The sequence below is a fragment of the Steroidobacter sp. genome, assembly GCF_036402275.1.
Taxonomy (GTDB): Bacteria; Pseudomonadota; Gammaproteobacteria; order Steroidobacterales; family Steroidobacteraceae; genus Steroidobacter.
On sequence record NZ_DASWTF010000002.1, the window covers coordinates 99,610 to 120,351 of the forward strand.

11 protein-coding genes are annotated in these 20,742 nt (G+C 62.9%); 5 read left to right on the top strand and 6 right to left on the bottom strand.

Features of this window, described 5'->3' with window-relative positions:
- Positions 1-13 precede the first annotated feature (13 nt).
- The 6 genes from VGD45_RS00580 to VGD45_RS00605 form a co-directional block, all read right to left on the bottom strand.
- Entirely contained in the window at positions 14-1,537 is a 1,524-nt protein-coding gene (locus tag VGD45_RS00580; protein ID WP_331153313.1) for a methyl-accepting chemotaxis protein, read from the bottom strand.
- Between the two features lie 179 nt (positions 1,538-1,716).
- On the bottom strand, positions 1,717-2,193 hold the full coding sequence (locus VGD45_RS00585) for a CDP-archaeol synthase (RefSeq protein WP_331153314.1): 477 nt from the start codon (positions 2,191-2,193) through the stop codon (positions 1,717-1,719).
- 65 nt (positions 2,194-2,258) lie between these two features.
- Positions 2,259-2,498 carry a hypothetical protein gene (locus VGD45_RS00590; RefSeq protein WP_331153315.1) on the bottom strand — a complete coding sequence of 80 codons (240 nt, stop codon included), beginning with the start codon at positions 2,496-2,498 and terminating at the stop codon, positions 2,259-2,261.
- A 139-nt stretch (positions 2,499-2,637) separates the two neighbouring features.
- A complete protein-coding gene (locus tag VGD45_RS00595; RefSeq protein ID WP_331153316.1) occupies positions 2,638-3,483 on the bottom strand; it encodes a tetratricopeptide repeat protein in 846 nt (281 codons plus the stop codon).
- A 22-nt stretch (positions 3,484-3,505) separates the two neighbouring features.
- Entirely contained in the window at positions 3,506-5,629 is a 2,124-nt protein-coding gene (pbpC, locus tag VGD45_RS00600) for a penicillin-binding protein 1C (protein ID WP_331153317.1), read from the bottom strand.
- A complete protein-coding gene (locus VGD45_RS00605) occupies positions 5,626-11,406 on the bottom strand; it encodes an alpha-2-macroglobulin family protein (protein WP_331153318.1) in 5,781 nt (1,926 codons plus the stop codon). Before VGD45_RS00605 ends, pbpC begins: the two co-directional genes overlap by 4 nt.
- A gap of 201 nt (positions 11,407-11,607) precedes the next feature.
- Between VGD45_RS00605 and VGD45_RS00610 the strand changes: the two genes are divergently transcribed.
- From VGD45_RS00610 to VGD45_RS00630, 5 genes are all read left to right on the top strand, one after another.
- The gene (locus tag VGD45_RS00610) at positions 11,608-12,744 is read left to right on the top strand and encodes an AAA family ATPase (RefSeq protein ID WP_331153319.1); all 1,137 of its coding nucleotides are present in this window, start codon (positions 11,608-11,610) and stop codon (positions 12,742-12,744) included.
- The gene (locus VGD45_RS00615; RefSeq protein WP_331153320.1) at positions 12,741-13,178 is read left to right on the top strand and encodes a hypothetical protein; all 438 of its coding nucleotides are present in this window, start codon (positions 12,741-12,743) and stop codon (positions 13,176-13,178) included. The genes VGD45_RS00610 and VGD45_RS00615 overlap by 4 nt, the downstream gene beginning before the upstream one ends.
- On the top strand, positions 13,163-14,953 hold the full coding sequence (locus VGD45_RS00620) for a hypothetical protein (RefSeq protein ID WP_331153321.1): 1,791 nt from the start codon (positions 13,163-13,165) through the stop codon (positions 14,951-14,953). The genes VGD45_RS00615 and VGD45_RS00620 overlap by 16 nt, the downstream gene beginning before the upstream one ends.
- Complete coding sequence (locus VGD45_RS00625; RefSeq protein ID WP_331153322.1) at positions 14,940-17,759, top strand: bpX6 domain-containing protein; 2,820 nt, start codon at positions 14,940-14,942, stop codon at positions 17,757-17,759. The genes VGD45_RS00620 and VGD45_RS00625 overlap by 14 nt, the downstream gene beginning before the upstream one ends.
- A 216-nt stretch (positions 17,760-17,975) precedes the next feature.
- The gene (locus tag VGD45_RS00630; RefSeq protein ID WP_331153323.1) at positions 17,976-20,741 is read left to right on the top strand and encodes a TonB-dependent receptor; all 2,766 of its coding nucleotides are present in this window, start codon (positions 17,976-17,978) and stop codon (positions 20,739-20,741) included.
- The last annotated feature ends 1 nt before the right edge of the window (position 20,742 follow it).

The following is a 20,742-nucleotide window of genomic DNA, read 5'->3' on the forward strand; positions in this document are numbered from 1 at the left end:
ACGCGAAGATCTCTTATTGATTGAGCTTGAACGCCGCGACCGCGTCCGACAGTTTCTGCGCTTGTGTGTGCAGGCTTTCGGCGGCCGCCGACGCCTCTTCGACCAGCGCGGCGTTCTGTTGCGTCATCGTATCCATTTGAGCGATGGCTTCGTTCACCTGCTGGATGCCTTCGCCCTGCTCCGCGCTCGCAGATGTGATCTCGCCCATGATGTCCGTCACTCTGCGCACGGAAGTAACAATGGCCGTCATGGTGCTGCCCGCCTGATCGGCCAGCGCGCTGCCGGCATCGACTTGTGCGACGGACTCGCCGATTAACGCTTTGATCCGTTTGGCAGAGGCATCTGATCGCTGCGCCAGCGTTCTCACCTCGGTCGCCACGACGGCGAAGCCGCGTCCGTGTTCGCCGGCGCGGGCCGCCTCCACTGCGGCATTCAACGCCAGAACGTTACTCTGGAAGGCGATGCCCTCGACTTCCTCGACGATGCGATGGATCTCGTCCGACTGATGTTTGATCGTGCCCATCATTGCCACGACTTCCGCCACTGCGCGACTTCCCTTGTCGGCAGTGTCATAGGCCGAGAGCGCAAGCTCATTAGCCGCCTTCGCACTATCGGAATTGTTCTTTACCGCGCTGGTCAGCTCCTCCATCGAGGCCGCCGTTTCTTCGAGCGACGCCGACTGGGCCGCCGTGCGACGAGACAGGTCGGCATTGCCCGCGGCAATCTGACCGGACGCGACCGTGATCCCCTGCGATCCGTTACGAACGTTGCCGACGATTTCCGCCAGGCCCTGACTGATGCCGTTGATCGCCTGCATCAGCTGCCCGATCTCGTCGTTGCGATCGACAGGTATCTGGGTCGTCAGATCGCCCGCCGCCAGCTGTTGCGCGGCCTTTCTCGCCGTCGCAATCGATTCGGTGACCATGCGGTGAATGAGCACATACACGATCGCCGCCACCGCCAATGCACCGATCAGGCCCACAGCTACGGGGACGTTACGTGCGATCAGGAACAACGCCGCCGTCAGCACGAGCACCACCGCGGCGATTTTCAAACCGATGCTCAGTGGCTCGTGCTTGCTGACATCGATGCCGACATACAGCGCGCCGATCACGTTGCCCGAGGCGTTCTTGAGCGGGTCGTACTGAGTCAGATATTGGGTGCCGAACAGGGTCGCGTATCCCATATAGGATTCGCCCTTCAGCAGCCGCTTATATCCAGGATGCGCGCGACTCAGGCTGGTGCCGAGCGCCCGCTCGCCGTTCTGTTTCTTGATCGAAGTGGAAATTCGGACAAAGTCCTCGCCGCTGCGGGCGAAGATGGTGGCGGTCACGCCGGTCTGCTGGGTAAATCGATCCGGAATGGAGCAGTCGAGATTCAGATCGGCGCTGCCGCTTTTCAGGACCGGCGTGGCCTGCCCCATGACCTCGACGCGCCGGCCGGGATCCAGAGAAATCGGCTGCTGCAACGAGCTTCGAAGCAGCGACGCGCAATGACCGATCCGCCGATGCAACGGCGAAAAGGCGTCGAAGCTCATGATGGATGCCACGCTCGCCACTCAGATCTACCCCCCAACCTGAGGCGATCCGGAAACGATCCGGATCCGGCGGTCGCGATGGCCGCCCTGCTGCAGAAGCTACGTCGAAGCCGGGCCTTGTGGGATAAGGATTCTACGTGGTGGTCGGGCCGCGGGTGTTCGTCTATTACAACTAGGATCTATTGCCAGGTACGACGTCGCAGCCGGACGGCGGCGACGTCGACCATGACGAAAATCAGAGTGACGATGATGACTTGCTCGGTGTCGATTGACAGCGCTTCCGCGAACAGCACTAGCGGCAACAGCGCTTCTCCGAGCTGATCGACGCCCAGGAATTCGGCGCCGGGCGCGAGCTTCATCCGGCGCTTGACCAGGCTCGACAATGCATCGGCCAGCAGCGAGACCGCCGCGAAACCCGCTCCAACCCAGGCTGGCAATTGCATGATTTGGGCGGCCACCGCGCTGGCCACGATGCCTGAGGCGAGGCCACGCCAGGTTTTGTGACTGCCGAACAGCCGTTCGCCATCCGGCAGCACGCAACCGAAATCGAGCGGCGCCGCCCAGCGCTCGTTCGTGAGCCTGGCGACGATCACCGGCACTGCATTGGCCGTTACCAGCAATGCAAGTGCGCGGGCTGTTTCGATACCGGTACTCATCAGCTCATCCATGCCCCTATGTATGAATAAGCAGCAAGCTGAGCTGGGAGTTCCGGCGGCTCATCTCATTTCACGTCGGCCACGCGCGGTGCGCTCTTGTCACCTGCCGTCGTGCCGATCAACTGCAGGCGCGCCGGATGGGCCACGATAAAGGTGTTGGTGTCGATGCCCCGCGCGTTCCAGGTATTCGCGACGAGCACAGCCGGATGATGACCTAGCTTCTCGCTCGCGAGCGCATTGTCCGCAACGGCCGATCCCGCCGTACTCGCGAGGACCGCGGATAACAGAATTAGATGTGACTTCATGACTGCTCCCAGGTGGGTTTTGAATAGGGTGCTACCTTATTCGTGACCCACCCGCGGAAACAGCGGCCAGCGCGCACTTGATTGATTCCGCGCGAGCAGGAATGCGTCGGGATCGTTATGTGCTCAGTCCAGAAAAATCTTAGCGAGGCCGCTCTGCACCGAGTTCGCGCAGCTTTTCGTCGCGCGCCCGCGTCGGCGCGATCTCATACGCACGAGTGAAGTCGTGCAACGCCGCCGCGCGATTGCCTTTGCGCTCTTCGATGAGGCCGAGGTTGAAGTACGCAGCAGCCAATTGATCCGAGTCCGCCTCATCCAACAGATGATGTTCCAGCAGCGCTTTGGCTTCATCGAGCTTGCCCTGCTTGGACCAGACCAGAGCGAGGTTGTTGGCGTCCGCCAGCGTCGGTTCCTGGTTCATGCGATAGGCATTCTTGTAGTGCTTCTCGGCGGTGGCGAAGTCGCCGGAGCGATATGCCCTGAGGCCGGCGTCCAGATGATAGCCATGAGTGGCGGTCTTGCCGGACTCGAGGACATATTTCTCGCCATCGAACGCATAGACGGCCGTGGAGAATTCCGGATTGGTGCGATGTCCGACGTTTGTCGGTACGAAGATGCGGGCGTAGCCGTTGCGAGGCACGCCATACCACCAGCCATCGGGCCCTCCGACGAAGTCGCCAATGGAGACTCGGTTGCCTTCACGTTCGATCATGACCGTGGTGAACGGATAGCCGGTGCCCAAGTAGATTCGCGGCGGAGTCAACATGATTTCGCAGCGACCGTCGCCGTTCAGATCCACACCCGCCGCTGCTTTGGCTTTGCCAGCTTCGCCGTATTCCGGGTCCGAGTTCTCGGCCTCCACGGCTGTGAGCACCTCGATCGGCATGTCGCACCTGGCATCGAGCTCGATGCGGTCGGGATAGAGATAGAAGTCGGCCGCGGAAAGGCCGGGCGACACCGCCAACATCGCTAGCAGAACTCTACGCACGAAACCTCCGTGTGACCGACTCTCAGCGCACCGTGAACACGATCCGATCCAGCACCTTGCCCTGCTCGTCGCCAAGCTCCAATGCATAGGAGCCGGCCTTCGGCGTCCACAGCGTGACGCTATCGGCGCGAGCGAGCTCGGAGCCGTTGAGTTTCAGGCGCATCGAGCGGGTCGCGCCTTCGGTGCTGATGGGCAGTTTCTGATACGCGGGGGGAATATCCGGATCGACCGCGATCACCATGCCGTTCGCGGGGCTGGCGATGCGCGGGATGGGAGCGGCCAACGCGACAGTGACCTTTGGAGCGCTCTGCTGATCGCTCGTGAACCATTCACGGCGAGGCGCTTCGACGTTATCGGCAAACCGGGTGGACACTGCTACAACGTTGGGCGGAGGCGCAGGCGCGATCGAAGGCACATTCCGATGCAATCTGCTCATCATCTCGCTCCACACGGGCGCGGCGCCCGTGACGCCGCTGACATCGTGCATGGAGTCGCCTTCGAAGTTGCCGACCCAGACTGCGACGGTGTACCGCGAAGAGAATCCGACACACCAGTTGTCGCGCATATCCTTGCTGGTGCCAGTTTTCACGGCGCTCCAGAACGACGTGTTCAAGTGATTGTCGACGCCGAAGGTAAGCGTGCGCGCCGCTGGATCGCTCATCATGTCCGCTACGATGAAACTCACATCCGCCGGCAGCAGCGCCCGCTCCTCTTTCTGGCGCTGTTCCGGCACCACATGCAACGGCGAACTGCGACCGCCCCGAGCCAGCGTGCGATACGCCTGCGCCTGCTCCCAGAGACTGACCTCAGCGGAGCCGAGCGCCAACGAGTAACCGTAGTAGTCGCCCGCTTCGGTGATGTGCTCGTAGCCGAGCGCATACAGCCGATCCCGAAACGGCTCGACGCCGACCAGCACCAACGTGCGCACCGCCGGAATATTGAGTGAGTTGCCCAACGCCGTGCGCACGCTGACCAGGCCTTTGAACTCCTTGTCGTAATCCTGCGGGATGTATGCGCCGGTGGCCGTGTCCAGATGCACGGGCATGTCCTTCACCAGCGAAGCCGCGTTCAAATAGCGTCGCTCCATGGCGAGTGCATAAAGAAACGGCTTGAGCGTCGACCCCGCCTGTCGCAAGGCTCTCACGCCGTCCACGTACCGGGCACGCGACTGCGGCCCTGCCGAGCCGACGTATGCAAGAACATCCGCCGTCTCGTTATCGACGACGAGGACCGCACCGTCTCGCGCGTTTTCATCGGCGAGGCGACCGAGCTGCTGTTCCAACACATCGCGCGCCGTTCGTTGCAGCCCGGCGTCGATGGTCGTTTGCACACGCTGGCCAGGCGAGCTGAGCAGCGTATTCGCAAGCTGCGGGGCCAGTTGAGGCGCAGCGGATCGTTCGAATTCGTTCGACAGCAGCGTCATGGCGGCAAGCTTGATCTCGCCGCAATCGATCGTGATGTTCGCGACTCGCGCACGGCTGCAGGCCCGCGCTGCCACTCGGTCCGGCGACGCTCCCGGCTGCGGCAACAGCGCCGCGATAACGAGGCTTTCCGACAAACTCAGTCCCGATGGCACCTTGCCGGCAAGCACGTAGGAAGCCGCGGCGATGCCCTGCAACTCGCCTCGATAGTGCAAGAGATTCAGATAGGCATCGAGGATCTGCTCTTTGGTCCAGCTCGATTCCAGAGCGCGCGCCAGCCGAATCTGATTGCGCTTGTGCGACCACGCCTGCAGTCCTTCGCGAGCTCTAGGCGACTCACGCAACAGCGACGCCAACTGCATCGTGATCGTGCTCGCGCCTCGATGCTCGCCACGCAGGTAGCGATCTCGCATCGCGCCCAGCACGCTGCGCCAGTCGATGCCGTGATGCTGATAGAAGCGCGCGTCCTCGCCTCGAATGACAGCCGACACGAATGCAGGCGAGATAGCGCTCAAGGGTTGCCACTCGAAGCGCCGCACCTTCATGTCGATTCGCACCGTATCGATCACCTCGCCATTGCGATCGAGCAGGAAAGCATCTGACGGAGTGAATTGCGCGCGCACATCATCAAAGGACGGCGCGCGCTGGGGCCATGCAATCACAACACCGCACAGCGCGATGAAGGCCGCAGCAGCACCGATGATGATGGCCCGTCGGATTCTCACGGCTGCGGCTCCACCGCCAGCACGGCATTTGGCACCTCACCGAACATCTCCGGCGCGTACATCGCCTCGACACGCGTCGCCGGCAACTTGAACTCTCCGGGGTTGTTCAAGCGCACCGTGTATTCGACGGTCCAGCTTCCCTTCGGCACGAAGCGGTAGTACGCACGGAAGGCATCGAACTTCCGTTCCTCGAACGCGAGCCATGCCCAACCCTCGCGACGTTCCTGCTTGGTCATCAACCCGGATTGACCCCCGAGCCCGCTGCCCAGAATCGTTGCGCCCGCCGGCACCGGATCGTCGACCACAACCCAGCTCATGTCGGACTGCGCTTCGATTTGTAACGTCACGCGCGCCACGTCGCCTCGCGTCCAACGACCCGGCGTCTGTTGTTCGATGGGCGTAACCGTGCGAGTCGTTTTGTAGCCCGAGGACAACGGCTTATCGAGCGGCAACGCCGCTGTCGCGCGAACGATCGCCCAGGGCGCGCCCGTGCCTTGATGAGCGACATCGAGCGAGGCAAGCCCCTCCTGCCAAGGCAAGTTGATCTCCTCGCTGCTCGCCTTGGTCGGCCACTGGACTTGCTTCTGCTTGCTGGCATAACGCACGTCGGTCGCACCCATCACCGGGACGGATTCGAAGGCCGCGGAAAACTTCTCCATTGCCAGCACGCCCCAGGCGTTCGCGACAGTGGTGTTCCAATGTCCTTCCTGCTGCCGTCCCATGGCGCCACGAACCAGCCGCGGAATGTCCTCGCGCCACTGCGGCTCATCCAGCACCGAGAGCAGCATGCGGTTCGCGTTGGAGTCTCCCGAAATCATCAGCCACCACAGCGCGTCGTTGCGTTCGGTGGAGAAGCCCATGGTCGTACCCTGGAAGTTCAAGCGTGAGCGCAGAATGCCCAGCGCCTGTTCGCGCCGTTCTGACGCAGCTTGAATGTCCGGCACCCGCCGCAACACGCTCAGCCAATCCAGCACCGCCGAGGTGGGCCACAGATCCGGCGCGATATCGATGCTCTCCAGCATCTGCGCATGGGCCGCGCCGTAACGAGACAATGCTTCGATCGCCGCCATCTTGCGAATTGTCAGATCGGCCGTCGGCAAGGGCGAGCCGCGGACCAGTTTGCCTTCGATGAAGCGCGTCAGCGCATTGATCAAGCGATCTTTGTCCTGCTCCAGCAACTGCCAGTCCGCTTCATGCGCGATGGCGAGCACATACGCGGTCAGCGTATCGTCGCCCCACAACCAGTCGCTCGGGAAATATTTCAGCAACCCGTCCGAGTCCATGTAAGCAGGCAACCGCTCGGTCCATGACTTCCAGAGCGCTTCATCGCGCAGAACCACGGCGCGGGATAACTGCTGCTCCAGGCAGGTGTAGCGATACCAGGTCATGTATTCGCGCACGCCATCCAACCCGTCACCGAGCCGAGCGCGCAATGTGACTTCAAGGCCACCCCTTCCCTTGATCGAGCCGGCCGGCCGCTCGGCGGGAATCGACAGCGGCGCGGTGAGTTGCGAGATGGTCGCCTGATACGTTCTCACCGGGTAGGCCGCGATCACGGCCTGCTTGAGTTTGATTCGATCGGTGGCCGAGCCGTCGGACACTTTCGCCGTCACGTCCCAAGTCAGATTGGAAACATCGACGGGAACGACCACGTCCCAAGTCACATCGCGCGCCTGACCCGGCGGAAGATCCACTTTCCGAACCGGCAGCGAACGGCTGCCCAGTTCTGCAACCTTCGGCTGCGCTTCCACGACCAACGGTCGATCGGTCGTGTTCCTCAACGTGAATGTCGCCGCGAAACGGTCGCCCTCGCGCACCAGCGGCGGCAGTCCCGACAGCAGCATCAGGTCCTGACTGGTGGCAATCGAGGCCGTGCCCGTGCCGAACAGATCATCGGACCCATGAGCCACCGCCACGACGCGGAACGAAGACAACGAATCGTTCAACGGCACTTGCAACGACGCATTGCCCTGCGCATCCAGCTTCACCCGGCCCTGCCAGAGCAGCAGGCTATTGAATTGCTCGCGAGCGCGATCGCGTTCACGACCGCCGCCGCCGCCATGAGGCACGGCTTTGCGACCGTAGTGACGCTTGCCCACAACCTGCATTTGCGCCGTCGACGTCCACACTTCGACACCGCGCTCTCCCATCATGGCGGCCAGCAAATCCCAGGTCGGGTTCGGCGCGAGATCGAGTAGCGCCTCATCGACGGCGGCAAGTGCGATCTCCGTGCCGGCAGGAAGCGGCTGACCGTTGTCAAGCTCCACATGCACCTGCACGGCCGCCTTCTCGGCGACCTTGTACACGCTGCGATCCGGCGTCACGCGAACGTTGAGCCGATGCGGCTTCCAACCGACATTGATCTTCGCCATGCCGAGCCGGTACGCGGGCTTGTTCAAATCCACCAGCGCCGTGACTTCTTCCTGGCCGTCGGCTTTAGACTTTCGTCCGCTGCGTTCGACGCGCCCACGCACCGCCAGCACCGACACATATACATTGGGAGCATAAGCGTCGGCGATCGGCACTTCGACGATGGGCGCCTGACCTTTCAGCCGGACCGTGAAGCTCGAAAGCACGCCCTCGCGCGCGACCGTCACCAACGCCGTCGCTTCCCTGAACGGCATTCGAACCTGGAAGCGCGCGGTGTCGCCCGCTTCGTATTCTTTTTTCTCCGGCAGCACGTCCATGCGATCGCCTTGCGTCCCGGCGAACCACCAATCGTCCTTGCCCGCCACCCAGAAGGAAGAAGTCGCGCCAGCCACGCGTTGCTGCGCGTCGGCGGCTTCGGCGCGCACCAGCACTTCGCCGCTCACGCCCGGAGAGACATCGCACATAACGAGACCCTGCTCGTTGGTGACACCATCGCAGGTCACCGGCAGCCGCTTGGTTTCGCGCGTTGTTTCATACGCGTAAAAGCCGCCGATCAAACGCTTGCGATACGAGTACGCGGTGGATTGATACATCGACACCTTCACCGCCTGCTGGGCGCGCGGCTTCCCATCGAGGCCCAGCACCACCACGCGGAAGCGCATTTCTTCGCTGCTTGCTACCCAGCCGTCGCGACGAATACCGACGCTGAGTTCCGAAGGAACGAGGCGCACACGCCCTGTCGCAGTCAGCAGTTCGCCGTTGGCATCGGCGTATTCGAGCTCGGCGGTGAGCTGCGCGGGAGTGTCGAGACGTGGCAGGCCAGTTACAGTCACACGTGCCGCGCCTTCGCCATCCAACGTCACCGGCAAGACCTGCACCTTCGCGGCTGGCGCGGGCACATCGGCATCGTCCTCGTCCTCCGAATAGAAATACGAGGAATCGCCCGTGCGAATGCCTTCCTTCACCGGCGCGCCGCCGAATTGATAGTCCGAATAACCGGGATACTGCATACGCCGCGGCTCGACCACCGTGCGCAACTTGGTCGCGAGACCTGATGCGCCGCCGCCGGACATATAAGCCACATGCAAATCGAGCACGGCGGAATCCTGTTGTACGAGCGGCTGCGCCGACCCGACCACGCTGGCGCGCATGGAAGGCAGCCGGAACTGCTCTACCTTGAACCCCGCGCTTTGATGGAAGCTCTTGCCGTCGGCGAGGGCGATCTGGTAATCGCCCATCTTCGCTTCGGCGGGAATCGTCCATGTGTTTTCGGCCACGCCGTCGGCGTCGAACTGCGCCTCGAGCTCATATTGTTGTCCGCTGCCGGAATGAGAGATCTGAACTTTGCGAGTGCCAGACGCCGACGCCGGCAAACTCATGCCCGTCGAATCGTGACGGCGCAGGAAATGTTTCATCGACACCGTCTCGCCGGCGCGAAACAATGCCCGATCGAGCACGGTGTGATAGATGTTGGCCTGCCACTCCGAGGACGTCCGCAACCCGAATCGATGGGGCGCGATGCCTTCGCTCCAGCTCGACAGAGTGAAACTGAAGTCCTCGTCCTGCTGAGCAAGCACCAGCAGCGGCGAGGGACCGTAACCGCAATAGCCGCTCTCATGAGGCTCGCCCAGTGACGTGGCGATCTTCGCGATGCCGTCGCGATCGGTGCGCGCCTCGGCACGCTTGGCGCCGCCGCAGTAGTCGACGATGGTGATCGCGGCGTCCTTGACCGGCTGACCGTTATCCAGGCGCGTGACCCATATCGACGAACTCTCGCGTCCCCAATTGAAGTGCACGGCCAGATTGGTCACCAGCGCGGACGTGGCCACATACCGCAGTTGATCGCGTCCGAGCAGCGACTGGCCGAGCAGCCGGCTGCCGATCTCGACGACATAGAAGCCGTTCTGCTTCAGCGGAATGCCGATGACTTCCGCCGGCTTTTGCCCGGAGGGTTTGGTCAGCGTGAACCCGGATGTCACGTCCTGCGTACCGACGAACACCGATCTCGTGCCGGTCATCTCGCGCCAGATCATCGGCTGGTCGCCGCTATGGAGCTCCGGATTCTTGACGTATGTGCCCGAGCGCTCTTCCACCTCACGCAGGCGCTCCAACCAATTCGCGATCGCTGCGGGATCCGCGCCGATTCGCAACGACTTCGCAGGCAGTTCCTCTCGTCCGCCGCCGAGCTCGGGCTCGACATTGCGCAGCGTGACCGGGAGCACGCCACCCTCCTCGGCTTCGAGAATGCCGAAGGAGGCCGGAAATCTCGCGAGCGCCGGATACTCGTCGATACGCAGGTCCAGAGGAAAACGCGAGGCGTTTTCCAGCGCTCGGCCGGCGTCATCGCGAAGACTCTCCGGCATCTCGACCACAACGGTCGACGCATCTGGGAACGGGCTGGCAAAGGTGATGTCTTCGACCATCGGCGCGGTTTTCTCGGTGGTGTGCGGACGAAGCTCGTCGCCGTCCTGCGTGCGAATCCGCACGGCGAGCGCCAGATCGCGAGGCACTGGCGCACTAAACATCACGCGCACCGGCTCCATCGGCATGCATCCAGCCCGAGCATTGGCACGGGTGCATTCGACGCGCGCCGTGAATGCGGGACGAACTTTGAACACCAGCGCCTGATCGCGACCCATCGGCACGCCACTCTCGGTCGTGACACCTTTGCCCCAGTGCAAGCGCATCTGCGTCGCCGGCGCGAGGCGACGTTTGCAACGAACCACCGCGATCCGCTCCTCGGCGTGATCGACTTCTTCCTTGCGAAGTCTGGCGTTTGAGATCCGGCCGTCCTTCCACAGCAGTTGGAAATATTGGTAGCCGAGCGAGCTGCGCTCCTCGAGCATCTTGGCCCGGGGCTCGCCTGCCAGCACCTCCAGCGGAATCTGCTCTTCGATGCCGTCGACGACGCAGTGGGCGTGCGCTTCGATCGACTTCGCCGTGGCGGGCGCGGCCAGCTTGAGCAGGAAGATCTGCTCCTCGTCCACCTGCCAACCCTCGTCGGGATAGGAGTCCAGGATGGCCGGTCCACCGGTCGTAAATTTGAATGAGCGAGGACCGTTCAGCGCCTGGCCGCTCAGGCTGCGCACGTCGTCACGCAGACGGAAGGTGCAGCTCAGGCCCGCCGGCAGATCGGCATCGAAGTCATAGACCCAATGACGAGTGTCGGCCCAGCGGCCCTTGCCGGCAGCGGGACAAGTCACGGCGAATGGATCGGCGAGACGAGGATCGCCGAGCGCCACCATCGGCACAGTGAAACGCGCCGTGGCCTGCCGCACTCCGCGCATCTCCCCTTGCGGGGAAAACAGATCGACCTCGGCGATGGGTTCGGACGGCGCCTCGCCCGTCTGGGCGAACACCATGAATGCAACGAATTGCAGAACGATGCCGATCCCTGCCGCCTTCATCTCGATCCTCCGTATGGGGTCCCCGCGGATGTTCAGGCGGCGGACGGTCTGGCCGATGTCCGGAATCGGACCGACCCAAGATCAATCGTGGCAATTTGTGGCAACGACGTCTGACGAGCGCGTCTCAGCCTGCGGGCCAGTGCCGCAAATTTGCACCGGTTTCGGGTATCGTCCGGCGCTGGCCTGCCAACGAGCCTGCGAATGACTCACTCTGCAAGCACCCTCGCTCTTCAGGACGCCGCCCGTCACCTGCGCCATACCATCCGGACCGCGACGGAGGGCCTGATCGGACGCGAGCAACTGGCTGAATTGATCGTGCTGGCGGCCGTCGCCCAGGAACATCTGCTGGTCATCGGCCCGCCCGGCACGGGCAAGAGCGCGGTGGTCAGACGAGTGGCCCAGGCGCTGGGCGGAAGTTACTTCGAATATCTGCTCGGCCGGTTCACGGAACCTTCTGAACTGTTCGGCGCGGTGGATCTGAAGAAGCTGCGCGAAGGCACCGTCGAAACCGACGTGACCGGCATGCTGCCCGAAGCGGATGTCGCGTTCCTGGACGAAGTGTTTCTGGGCTCCACCGCCATCCTCAACACGCTGCTGACCATTCTCAACGAGCGACGCTTCCGTCGCGGTCACACGCAAGTTCAATGTCCGCTGCGCGTGTGCGTGGGCGCAGCCAATGGTTTGCCGGAAGACGAGGCGCTCAGCGCGTTTGGCGATCGTTTCCTGTTGCACGCCTTCATCGAGCCGCTGCCGGACCATCACCTCGAAGCCATGCTGAGCGCCGGCTGGCGCTCGGATCAAACGCCGGTGCTGCCAGCGGGCGGGTTGGCGCACATGGATACATTGTCCCGGCATTTGACGGAGGTGCAGCTGGACGGCGCGCGCCCGGCGCTCGCCAACGCGATCCGCAAACTGCGCCAGGCCGGCATTCACCTCTCGGATCGACGCATCGTTAAATCGCAGCGATTGATTGCTGCCGCGGCCGTGTTGGCCGGACGTCTGGAAGCCGGCGAGCAGGATTTGTGGCCGCTGCTCTACGCGATTCCGACCAAGGAAGCACAGCTCAACGCCCGCGAAGTGCTCGCGTCGTTGCTGGCCAACTGCGCTCATCCACATCTTTTCAGCGCCGTGGAAGAAGCCACGATGCAGCCGATGTCTCGCGCCAGCCGATTGGAAGAAACAGCGCGGGCATTGCTCACTACAACGTCAGCGGATTCCGCGAAGCAGGTCGAATCGGTGCTGCGTGAGATCGATGCGAACTTCACCTTGGAAGGCATGCCTCCGCAGCTCAGCGAACTGCGCGCGAAGCTGATGCGTCTGATGGTGGCGCCCGCGTGAATCTGAACGATTCGCTCCCCTGGCGATGGCAACTCGATCCATCGCCACCCGAGCCGCGCGCGGTCGTGGCTTGGCATGCAGCGTCCCGCTCGCTGCACGCCCGACTCGGGCAGTTGCCCGATCACATCCAGAAACGTTTGTACGCCACTGCCAATCGTGACGTGCTCGTCGTCACCGGCCCGGCCGAAGATCTGCCGTGGGCGCCCGGAGTTTCTTATGCAGCCGCCTCGGCCGACGCGCCCACGTTGTGGCGGCCGACCTTGATGCGGCCGGACGCGCCACATGATCTGCTCTCACGAGCGTTACAGCAGCGGCACGCACGCCAACCTCTGTTGTTGTGGCACGAGCCCGACGCGGTCATTCCGCTCGATCGTCTGCTGGCCATCACTCCCCAAGTCCTCGCACGCATCTCCGAGCAATGGCAAGCGTCGTGACATCGCTGCCGGATGCGCTCACGCCATGGAGCGCCTGGCTGAAATGGTTCGCGCCGGACCTGGCGGCGGACGTGGGCTCGCTGCTGCAACGTTTGCAGCCGCTGTTCGGTCCCTTCCGAGGTCAGGACCAGGGCGGCGAGCCTGACTGGCAAGGGCTCGACGATCTGCGCTCGCGAGGTCCTTACGAGCGTTTGCTCGCCACTGAATGGTTGCTCGCCGACGAGGTTCCGGACGAGTTCCTGCGTCGGGCAGTGAGCGGCGAACATATATTTCTCTCGCCGCGCCCGAGCCGACGCCGCGCGCAGCGAACGCTCGTCGCGTTGTTCGATGCCGGCCCATTACAACTCGGCGCGCCTCGTCTGGGCCACATTGCATTGTGGATTCTGCTGGCCCGACGAGCGGTGCAAGCCGGGGGCGAGATGCGCTGGGGCGTGTTGCAGACGCCTGGCGAGTTGATGGGCGCGGCAGACGTTCAATATCTGCGAGCGCTGCTCGCGAAACGATCGTTCACGACGCCGGACGCAACTCATCTGGAAAAGTGGCGTGCGTCGATCGATGAATCCGACAGCGCGAACGGCGAGCGCTGGCTGATCGGCTCACCTCATTTAGATGTGAGCGGGACCGCCTTCACCCATCGCGTCCACTTACGCAAGGCCCTGGACGGCAAAGCGCTCGACGTGTCGCTGCTGGAGCGAGGCGCGGAGCGAAGAATCTCACTGCCGTTGCCCAAACAGGAGGCGACCCTTCTGTTGCTGCGAGGCTCGTTCGGCGCGCCTCTGGCCCCGCAACCGAGCACGGGCGAGCCGAATGCAGTAGCGCTGCAACGACCGCCGATCATTTCTTACGACGGCACGCGCATCGCCGTCGCTTTGCGCGACGAGCCGGCGGCTTCGGTGCTTCACGTCCCGAAATCATCCATCGACCGCTCGCCGGCGCCGCGGCTGCAACGATGGAGCTATGGCTACTCGGCGTTGGCCGCAGCCCTGGTGGGAAAGGGCCTGGGCGTGCTGATCGCCGATCCGAATCGGCTGCGTTTCTGGCCAACCAACATGGTCATCCAGCCCTTTCCTCCTCAAGAACAGTTACATGCGCCCGGCAACACCGCGGCGTGGTTGCCCTCAATCTGGTTGCGTGGCGCGCAATCGCATCGTATTTGCGTCATCGACCATTCCAGACGCCTGGTGCGATGGGATGCAGCCATTAAAAACAAACGCGAGATCACGGCCGAACCCGAACTGCACCTGGTGCAAGCGGACACGCTGGCGCTCGTGCAGATCAGCCAGGATCTGGCGGCTTTTGCTTGGTACGCGGACAACAACGTGTGGTTCACCCGGATCGGCGTGATAGGTTCGCCGCACGATGTAAGAACGCTATGTGAAGCACCGCCCGACGCGGAAGTTTTCTTCGGCCGCGGCTGCTTCTGCGCCGTGCGGATAGCCTCGGACAGCTGGCGCATTTGTAATTGGAATGCACCAAGCGAGGCGTACCTCGCACGTATGTCGAGCGAGCTTCGCGTGATCGGCGTGTTGCGCGACCAGGGTCGCCGCGTCGGATTGCTCACGTTGGATAGTAACAACTTGCGCATGCACTCGGTCGACGGCTCCCACGAAGTGCTTTACACCGCACCCTCGCGGATCCTGTCTCATTCGGTGTGTCCAAACAGCGGGCTGGTGGCCATGCTGACCATCGACCGGCAACTGATTGCGTTCTCCGCAGCCACTCAGGAGCTGCGCCTCTGCATGCCTACCGGACGTGGGAATCATGCAAGCGCCTGATACATCCACCGTACGCGTGCAGCAGCCCACGCTGCGAGGGTGGCAATCCGTCGCGGCGGTCTGGTTTCCCGCGGATTGGTTCGATCCGACGACACAGGCGCGACGCATTGTTTCATGCTGGCGGCCCGGCGCGAGAGCGATGCGCTTTCCTCGCGGCGACTTGCTGTGTTACGCGACCGCCATTGATATGGATTGTCATTGGCTGCCCGGTTGGCCGTTGCGACAACAGGGCCGCGTCCTCTGCTCCGCTGCGCTCACCGATCAGGAGCGCGCTGCTGCGCCCGACGGCGACGTACTCATCGTGCTGGGCGCGGAAGTTCTAGCACTACATACGCGCGACGCCGTGCCGCTCGATCCTGCCGCCTGGCTGGATATCGGACGGCTGACGCTGCATGAAACATACGATTGCACCACACCGCCGCCCACGCCGATCGTGCTGGATCTGGAAGCGCGCCCATTGCGTGAAGTGCTGGGCGACGCCGTGCCGCCCGCCAGCGCCGAGCAAGCAAAGTTCATCGACGCGTTACGCAAGGCCAAGCGGCCCGAGCAAGGGAAACGTTCCAGTCGCATGACGAGGACGGGCGAAACGTCCGGTTCCGACGGCTTCTCGTTCTCGTTCATTATCAAATGCACCCTCGTGATCGTCGTGCTCGGCAATCTGAGTCGAGCCGCACCGGACATGCTCCCATTGCTGCTGGTGGTAGCGATCCTCGCAGCTATTGTTCTTCCGCTGCTCGGCGCACGACGGATCGTGCCCGTGATCGTCAGCAAGATCGTCGAGAGCGCGACGCAGGACCAGATGCCGGCGCGACGGAGCAAACAAACACAACCGCAGCGCTGGCGACAGGTGCTGGCGCGCTGGCTGATGGCGTCGCAGCTCGGGCGCCTGGTTGGGCGTGCGCAGGCCCGATACATGCGTCGCATGCTCGGCCTGTTCGAGGACGGCAAGCTGGATGAAGCGCTGCGCCACGCCATTCCGCTCGGCGGCGAATCGCTCGGGCAGGCGTTCGGCACGCCACAGGCGCGGCAAGATCTCACATTGTCGTCTGGGGGTGGGCCGACCGCGACATTGAATCTGGGCGACGCCTTGGAACAGCACCTGCGCACGTTGTATCGCAAGGCTTTCGACAAGCTGGATCGCGAAGGCCGCATCGACGAAGCCGTGTTCGTGCTCGCCGAGCTGCTGAACGCCAAGCAAGAAGCCCTGGACTATCTGGAAAAACATCAGCGCCTCGAACAAGCGGCCGAGCTGGCGTTGGGTTGGGACATGCCGTCCGACGTCATCGTGCGTTTGTACTGCCTGGCCGACAACTGGCAACGAGCCATCGCGGTCGCTCGTCGCGACAAGGCGTTTGCCGGCGCCGTCTTGCAGCTGGAAAAGAAAGCGCCCGCCGCCGCCCGACGTTTGCGGATCGAATGGGGCGCGATGTTGACGCAGCAGGGCGATTGGCTCGGCGCGGTCGAGGCCGTGTGGCCGGATGCATCGCTGCGATCGGAAGCCACGGAATGGTTGCTCACGGCCGAGGCAGCCGGCGGCAGACTGGCTGCCCGCGCGCTTCTGCAACGCGCCGTGCTGCTACCGGACACGTTGGACAAATATTCCGATTACTTGCAGGACCTGCGCAGCGATCCCCTCTTGTGGGCCGACCGCGCGAATCTGGCCGAAGCGCTGCTCGCCATGGAGCGAGGCGACGTCCCTCCCGAATTCGCCGCCATCGTCGCGCCGATGGTGATCGTCGATCACGCCCACGGTCACCGTCGCTTCGATCGGAACGCTCTCCAGCAGCTCGTGAGTCTCTCGGGCGACCGGCTGCTGGAGGCTGACTTGCCGACGCGGGACTGGCCAGTCTTGCAGCGGACTCCTCTTGCAAAACATGGCGATGTCGTGGAACTGGAAGGACCGGCGACGACCGGCGCACACCCCATCCTCGACGCCGTGCCGCTACACGATCAGCGTTATCTGATCGCGCTCGGCGAGGCTGGCGCTTTCGTGATCGATGGCAGCGGCCGAACGCGCGCTCAATTCGCAATTCCGGCGCAATGTCTGGTCGTCTCGCAAAGCCGGCAAATGGCGCTGGCCCTGGCGCGTCGTGAATCATTATGGCGGGTCAGCCGCATCGACCTCGCGCAAAGAAACATTGTCGACCTGGGCTTGGGCGAGCTCGATCGCTTTGGTAATTACTTCGACGGCGTGAATTGGTCCATTGCGCGCGGCAATCGCCTGCAGGTGCTGGACACACAACAGTCGCTGCGAGAAGTCGTCTGGCAGGTCGCCGACCTGCCGGGCCCCGTGGTCGCACTGACCAGCGCCATGCATCTGGAGCACGCCTTGGTCATGCTGAAAGACAAAGGCATGGAACAATGGATCTACCAACTGCCGCAGCGTCGCCTGCTCTCGCGTGACCTTGTGCCCGACGCGGAAGGCAAGATGCGTCTGCTGAATTCGACCCGAGGCATCGTCGAAGTCGCGATGGAGCCGCTCGCTTCCGACGAGCTCGTGCTACACGTGGAGTGGAACCGCTTCGGCGGCAAATTCGACTATCGCTTACGGACCTTGCCCGAAGCTCCACTGGCGCTGTGGACCGACGCCGATTGGCTGGTGATCAGTTTTCCGGCGGCAGATGGTTACGAAGTGCACTGGATACTGCTGACGAGCGGCGAGCTTCGCGCGCGTGTCCGCTGGCCCGGCCAGATCGCACCAGCCATTCGCGCCGTCGGCCACGAATGGGTGCTGTTCGATCGCAGCGGTCGGCTGATGAGCCTCAACGTCGAGGATGGGCAGCACCACAACGTGACGCTGCGCTGAGCCTTCCGCTTTCCTTATTAATGAGCGTTCCGCTCGCTAAATAAAGCTTCATAAACCATTTCCCTGGCTGCACGACTGCCAAGGCGCGCCCGTGTCCGCGCACTTGCCACCGGTGTCAATTGCTAATACCCTAATGTGAAATCGAGTTTCATATTATGGGATTCGTAAACTCGACGCAGTCGATTGTTGAGTCATCCAAGGTCAGGGGGATTGATAGTGCTCCAGTCTTCGAATCGCAGCCTCGTGCGTGTGGCTGTCCGCTCCGCCATCACCGCTGCTTTGTCCACAGCCGTGATGTCACAGGCTCTGGCGCAACAGGCGAACCAGCCGTCGTCCCAGGACTCGGCTCAACAGGCGCAGCCCGAGGAAATCGTCGTCACCGGCTATCGCATGAGCCTCAATCAGGCGCTCGAAGCCAAGCGCGCGGAAGTCGGCGCAGTCGACGCCATCCTGGCCGAGGACATCGCGGACTTTCCCGATCTGAACCTCGCCGAATCCATCCAGCGCATTCCCGGCGTGACCATCAATCGCGAAGGCGGCCAGGGCCGCACCATCACAGTCCGCGGTCTGGGTGGCGATTTCACCCGCACCAACATCAACGGCATGGAGACTGTTGCCGGCACAACGGGCAACCGCGGCCGCGGCTTCGATTTTAACGTGTTTGCGTCCGAACTGTTCCAGAGCATCGTCGTTCGCAAGACACAGTCAGCGGACCTCGACGAAGGCTCGCTCGGCGCCACGGTCGACTTGCAGACGGCGCGGCCCTTCGATTTCGACGGCTTCAAGACGGCGCTGTCCGGCCAGGCCAGCTACAACGATGTGACCGAGGACACCAATCCTCGCGCCGCCGGCCTCATCAGCTGGGCGAACGAGGGCAAGACGTTCGGCGCACTGTTCTCCGCGGCCTATAGCGAGCGCAATCCCTTCGACGAAGGCTTCGGCACCACGCGTTGGGAGGACAACGGCACGGCGGCGTTCGAGCGCTCGCGCATCAGTCCCGACCAGGCATTCAGCCCCAGAGGCAACTACGCCGGCTGTATTCCTTGTACCTCGCAGGCCGAAATCGACGCGGTCAATCGATCCTTTCATCCGCGCATTCCGCGCTACGCCGAGAGCTTGCTCGAGCAGAAGCGCTACGGTCTGACCGGCGCTCTGCAGTGGGCGCCGACCGAGAAGACGCAGATCAATCTCGATGCGCTGTACGCCTACTACAGCAGCCAGACCGAGAACGCGAACGCCGGCTCGATCTCCTTCAGCCGCTTCAACGCCGAAGGCATCAACGAAACAGTCGTGCGCGATTACCAGATCGACGGCAACGGCAACCTGGTTTACGGCGTGTTCGACAATGTCGATCTGCGCTCCGAGAACGGCTTCGAGCGGCACATCACCAAATATCACCAGTTCACGCTCAGCGGCACGCACGAGTTCACCGACCGCTTCCGCATGAACGCGCTGGTCGGCACCAGCGAAAACGATCTGGATACGCCGTATAACTTCTCCTTCGCATACGATGCGGCCGACGTCGATGGCTACACCTACGACTTCCGCAACAACAGCCGCTTCCCGCTCCTAGTGCACGGTATCGACATGACCAATCCCGACCTGTGGACGCTGGTCGCCGCCCGCCGTCGCGAGAGCTCCATCGTCAACAGTTACGACACCGCCAAGTTCGCGGTGGAGTACGACTTGAACGACAACCTCACCGTGAAGGGCGGCGCGCTGGTCAAGAGTTTCGAAGTCGATATGCAGGACTTCTCCTCCGGCGGCGACCTGGCGGCAGCCCGCCAGCTGGTCGGCGTGGGCGCCATCGCCCGCAACCTGCCGATCGGCCGCGACATGGCTATTCCGGCCGGCTCGGACCGCAATTACATCGTGCCGGATGTTTGGAAATCGGCGGGCTACGTGGGCTTGTTCACCGACCCGTTCTACGCCCTCAATGTTTCTGGCACCGACACTCGCAACGTGCAGGAAGACGACGCCAGCGCGTTCGTGGCCCTCGACTTCGAATATGACGTGTTCGCGATGCCGCTGCGTGGCTCCGCCGGCGTTCGCTACGCGCAGACGGACGTGACTTCAGTAGGCATCCTCCAGCTCAGCCCCACGGAGTCGCAGGTGGCGAAAGTCGAAAACGACTACACCGATACCCTGCCCTCGCTGAATCTGGCGCTCGAAGCCACCGATGACTTGATCGTTCGCGCGGCCGTGGCCAAGGTGATGGCGCGTCCGAACCTGGGTGACCTGACTCCCGGCGGCAACATCGACAACACGTCGCGCACCATCCGTTTCGGCAATCCGCTGCTCAATCCGTTCCGCGCCACCAACTACGACCTGGGCGTGGAGTGGTACTTCACCGACGAAGCGTTGGTCGGCGCCGCCTTGTTCTACAAGGACATCAAGTCTTTCAGCGTTCGCGACACGGACGGCATTCCCTTCAGCCAGACCGGCTTGCCGATCGAACTGGCCGGCGGCAACGATCCGTCGACCTCCTATGAGGTGTCGCGCATGATCAATGGCGAGGGTGGCTGGATCCGCGGCATCGAGTTGCAGTATCAGCAGCCCTTCACGTTCCTGCCGGGCGCGCTCAGCAACTTCGGCTTCACCGGCAACTACACGTACATCGAGTCCGCCGTCAAATACGATGGCGGGCTGCGTAACGACCTCCGGGACCTGTCGAACAACGCGTGGAACGCGACGCTGTACTACGAGACTGAGAAGTTCAGCGCGCGCGTTTCCTCGGCGTTCCGCGGCGAGTATCTGACAGCGTTCCCGGGCGGCAACGGCAACTCGGAGGAAGGCGTGAACGATGCGACCACCATCGACGCATCCGTCTCTTATAACGTCACCGAGGACCTGACGCTCTCGCTGGAAGGTTTGAACCTGACCGACGAGTACACGGACGCTTATGTGGGCGACTACAACCTGGTCTCCCGCTATCGCCACACGGGTCGCGAGATCCTGCTCGGCGTACGCTGGACGTATTAAT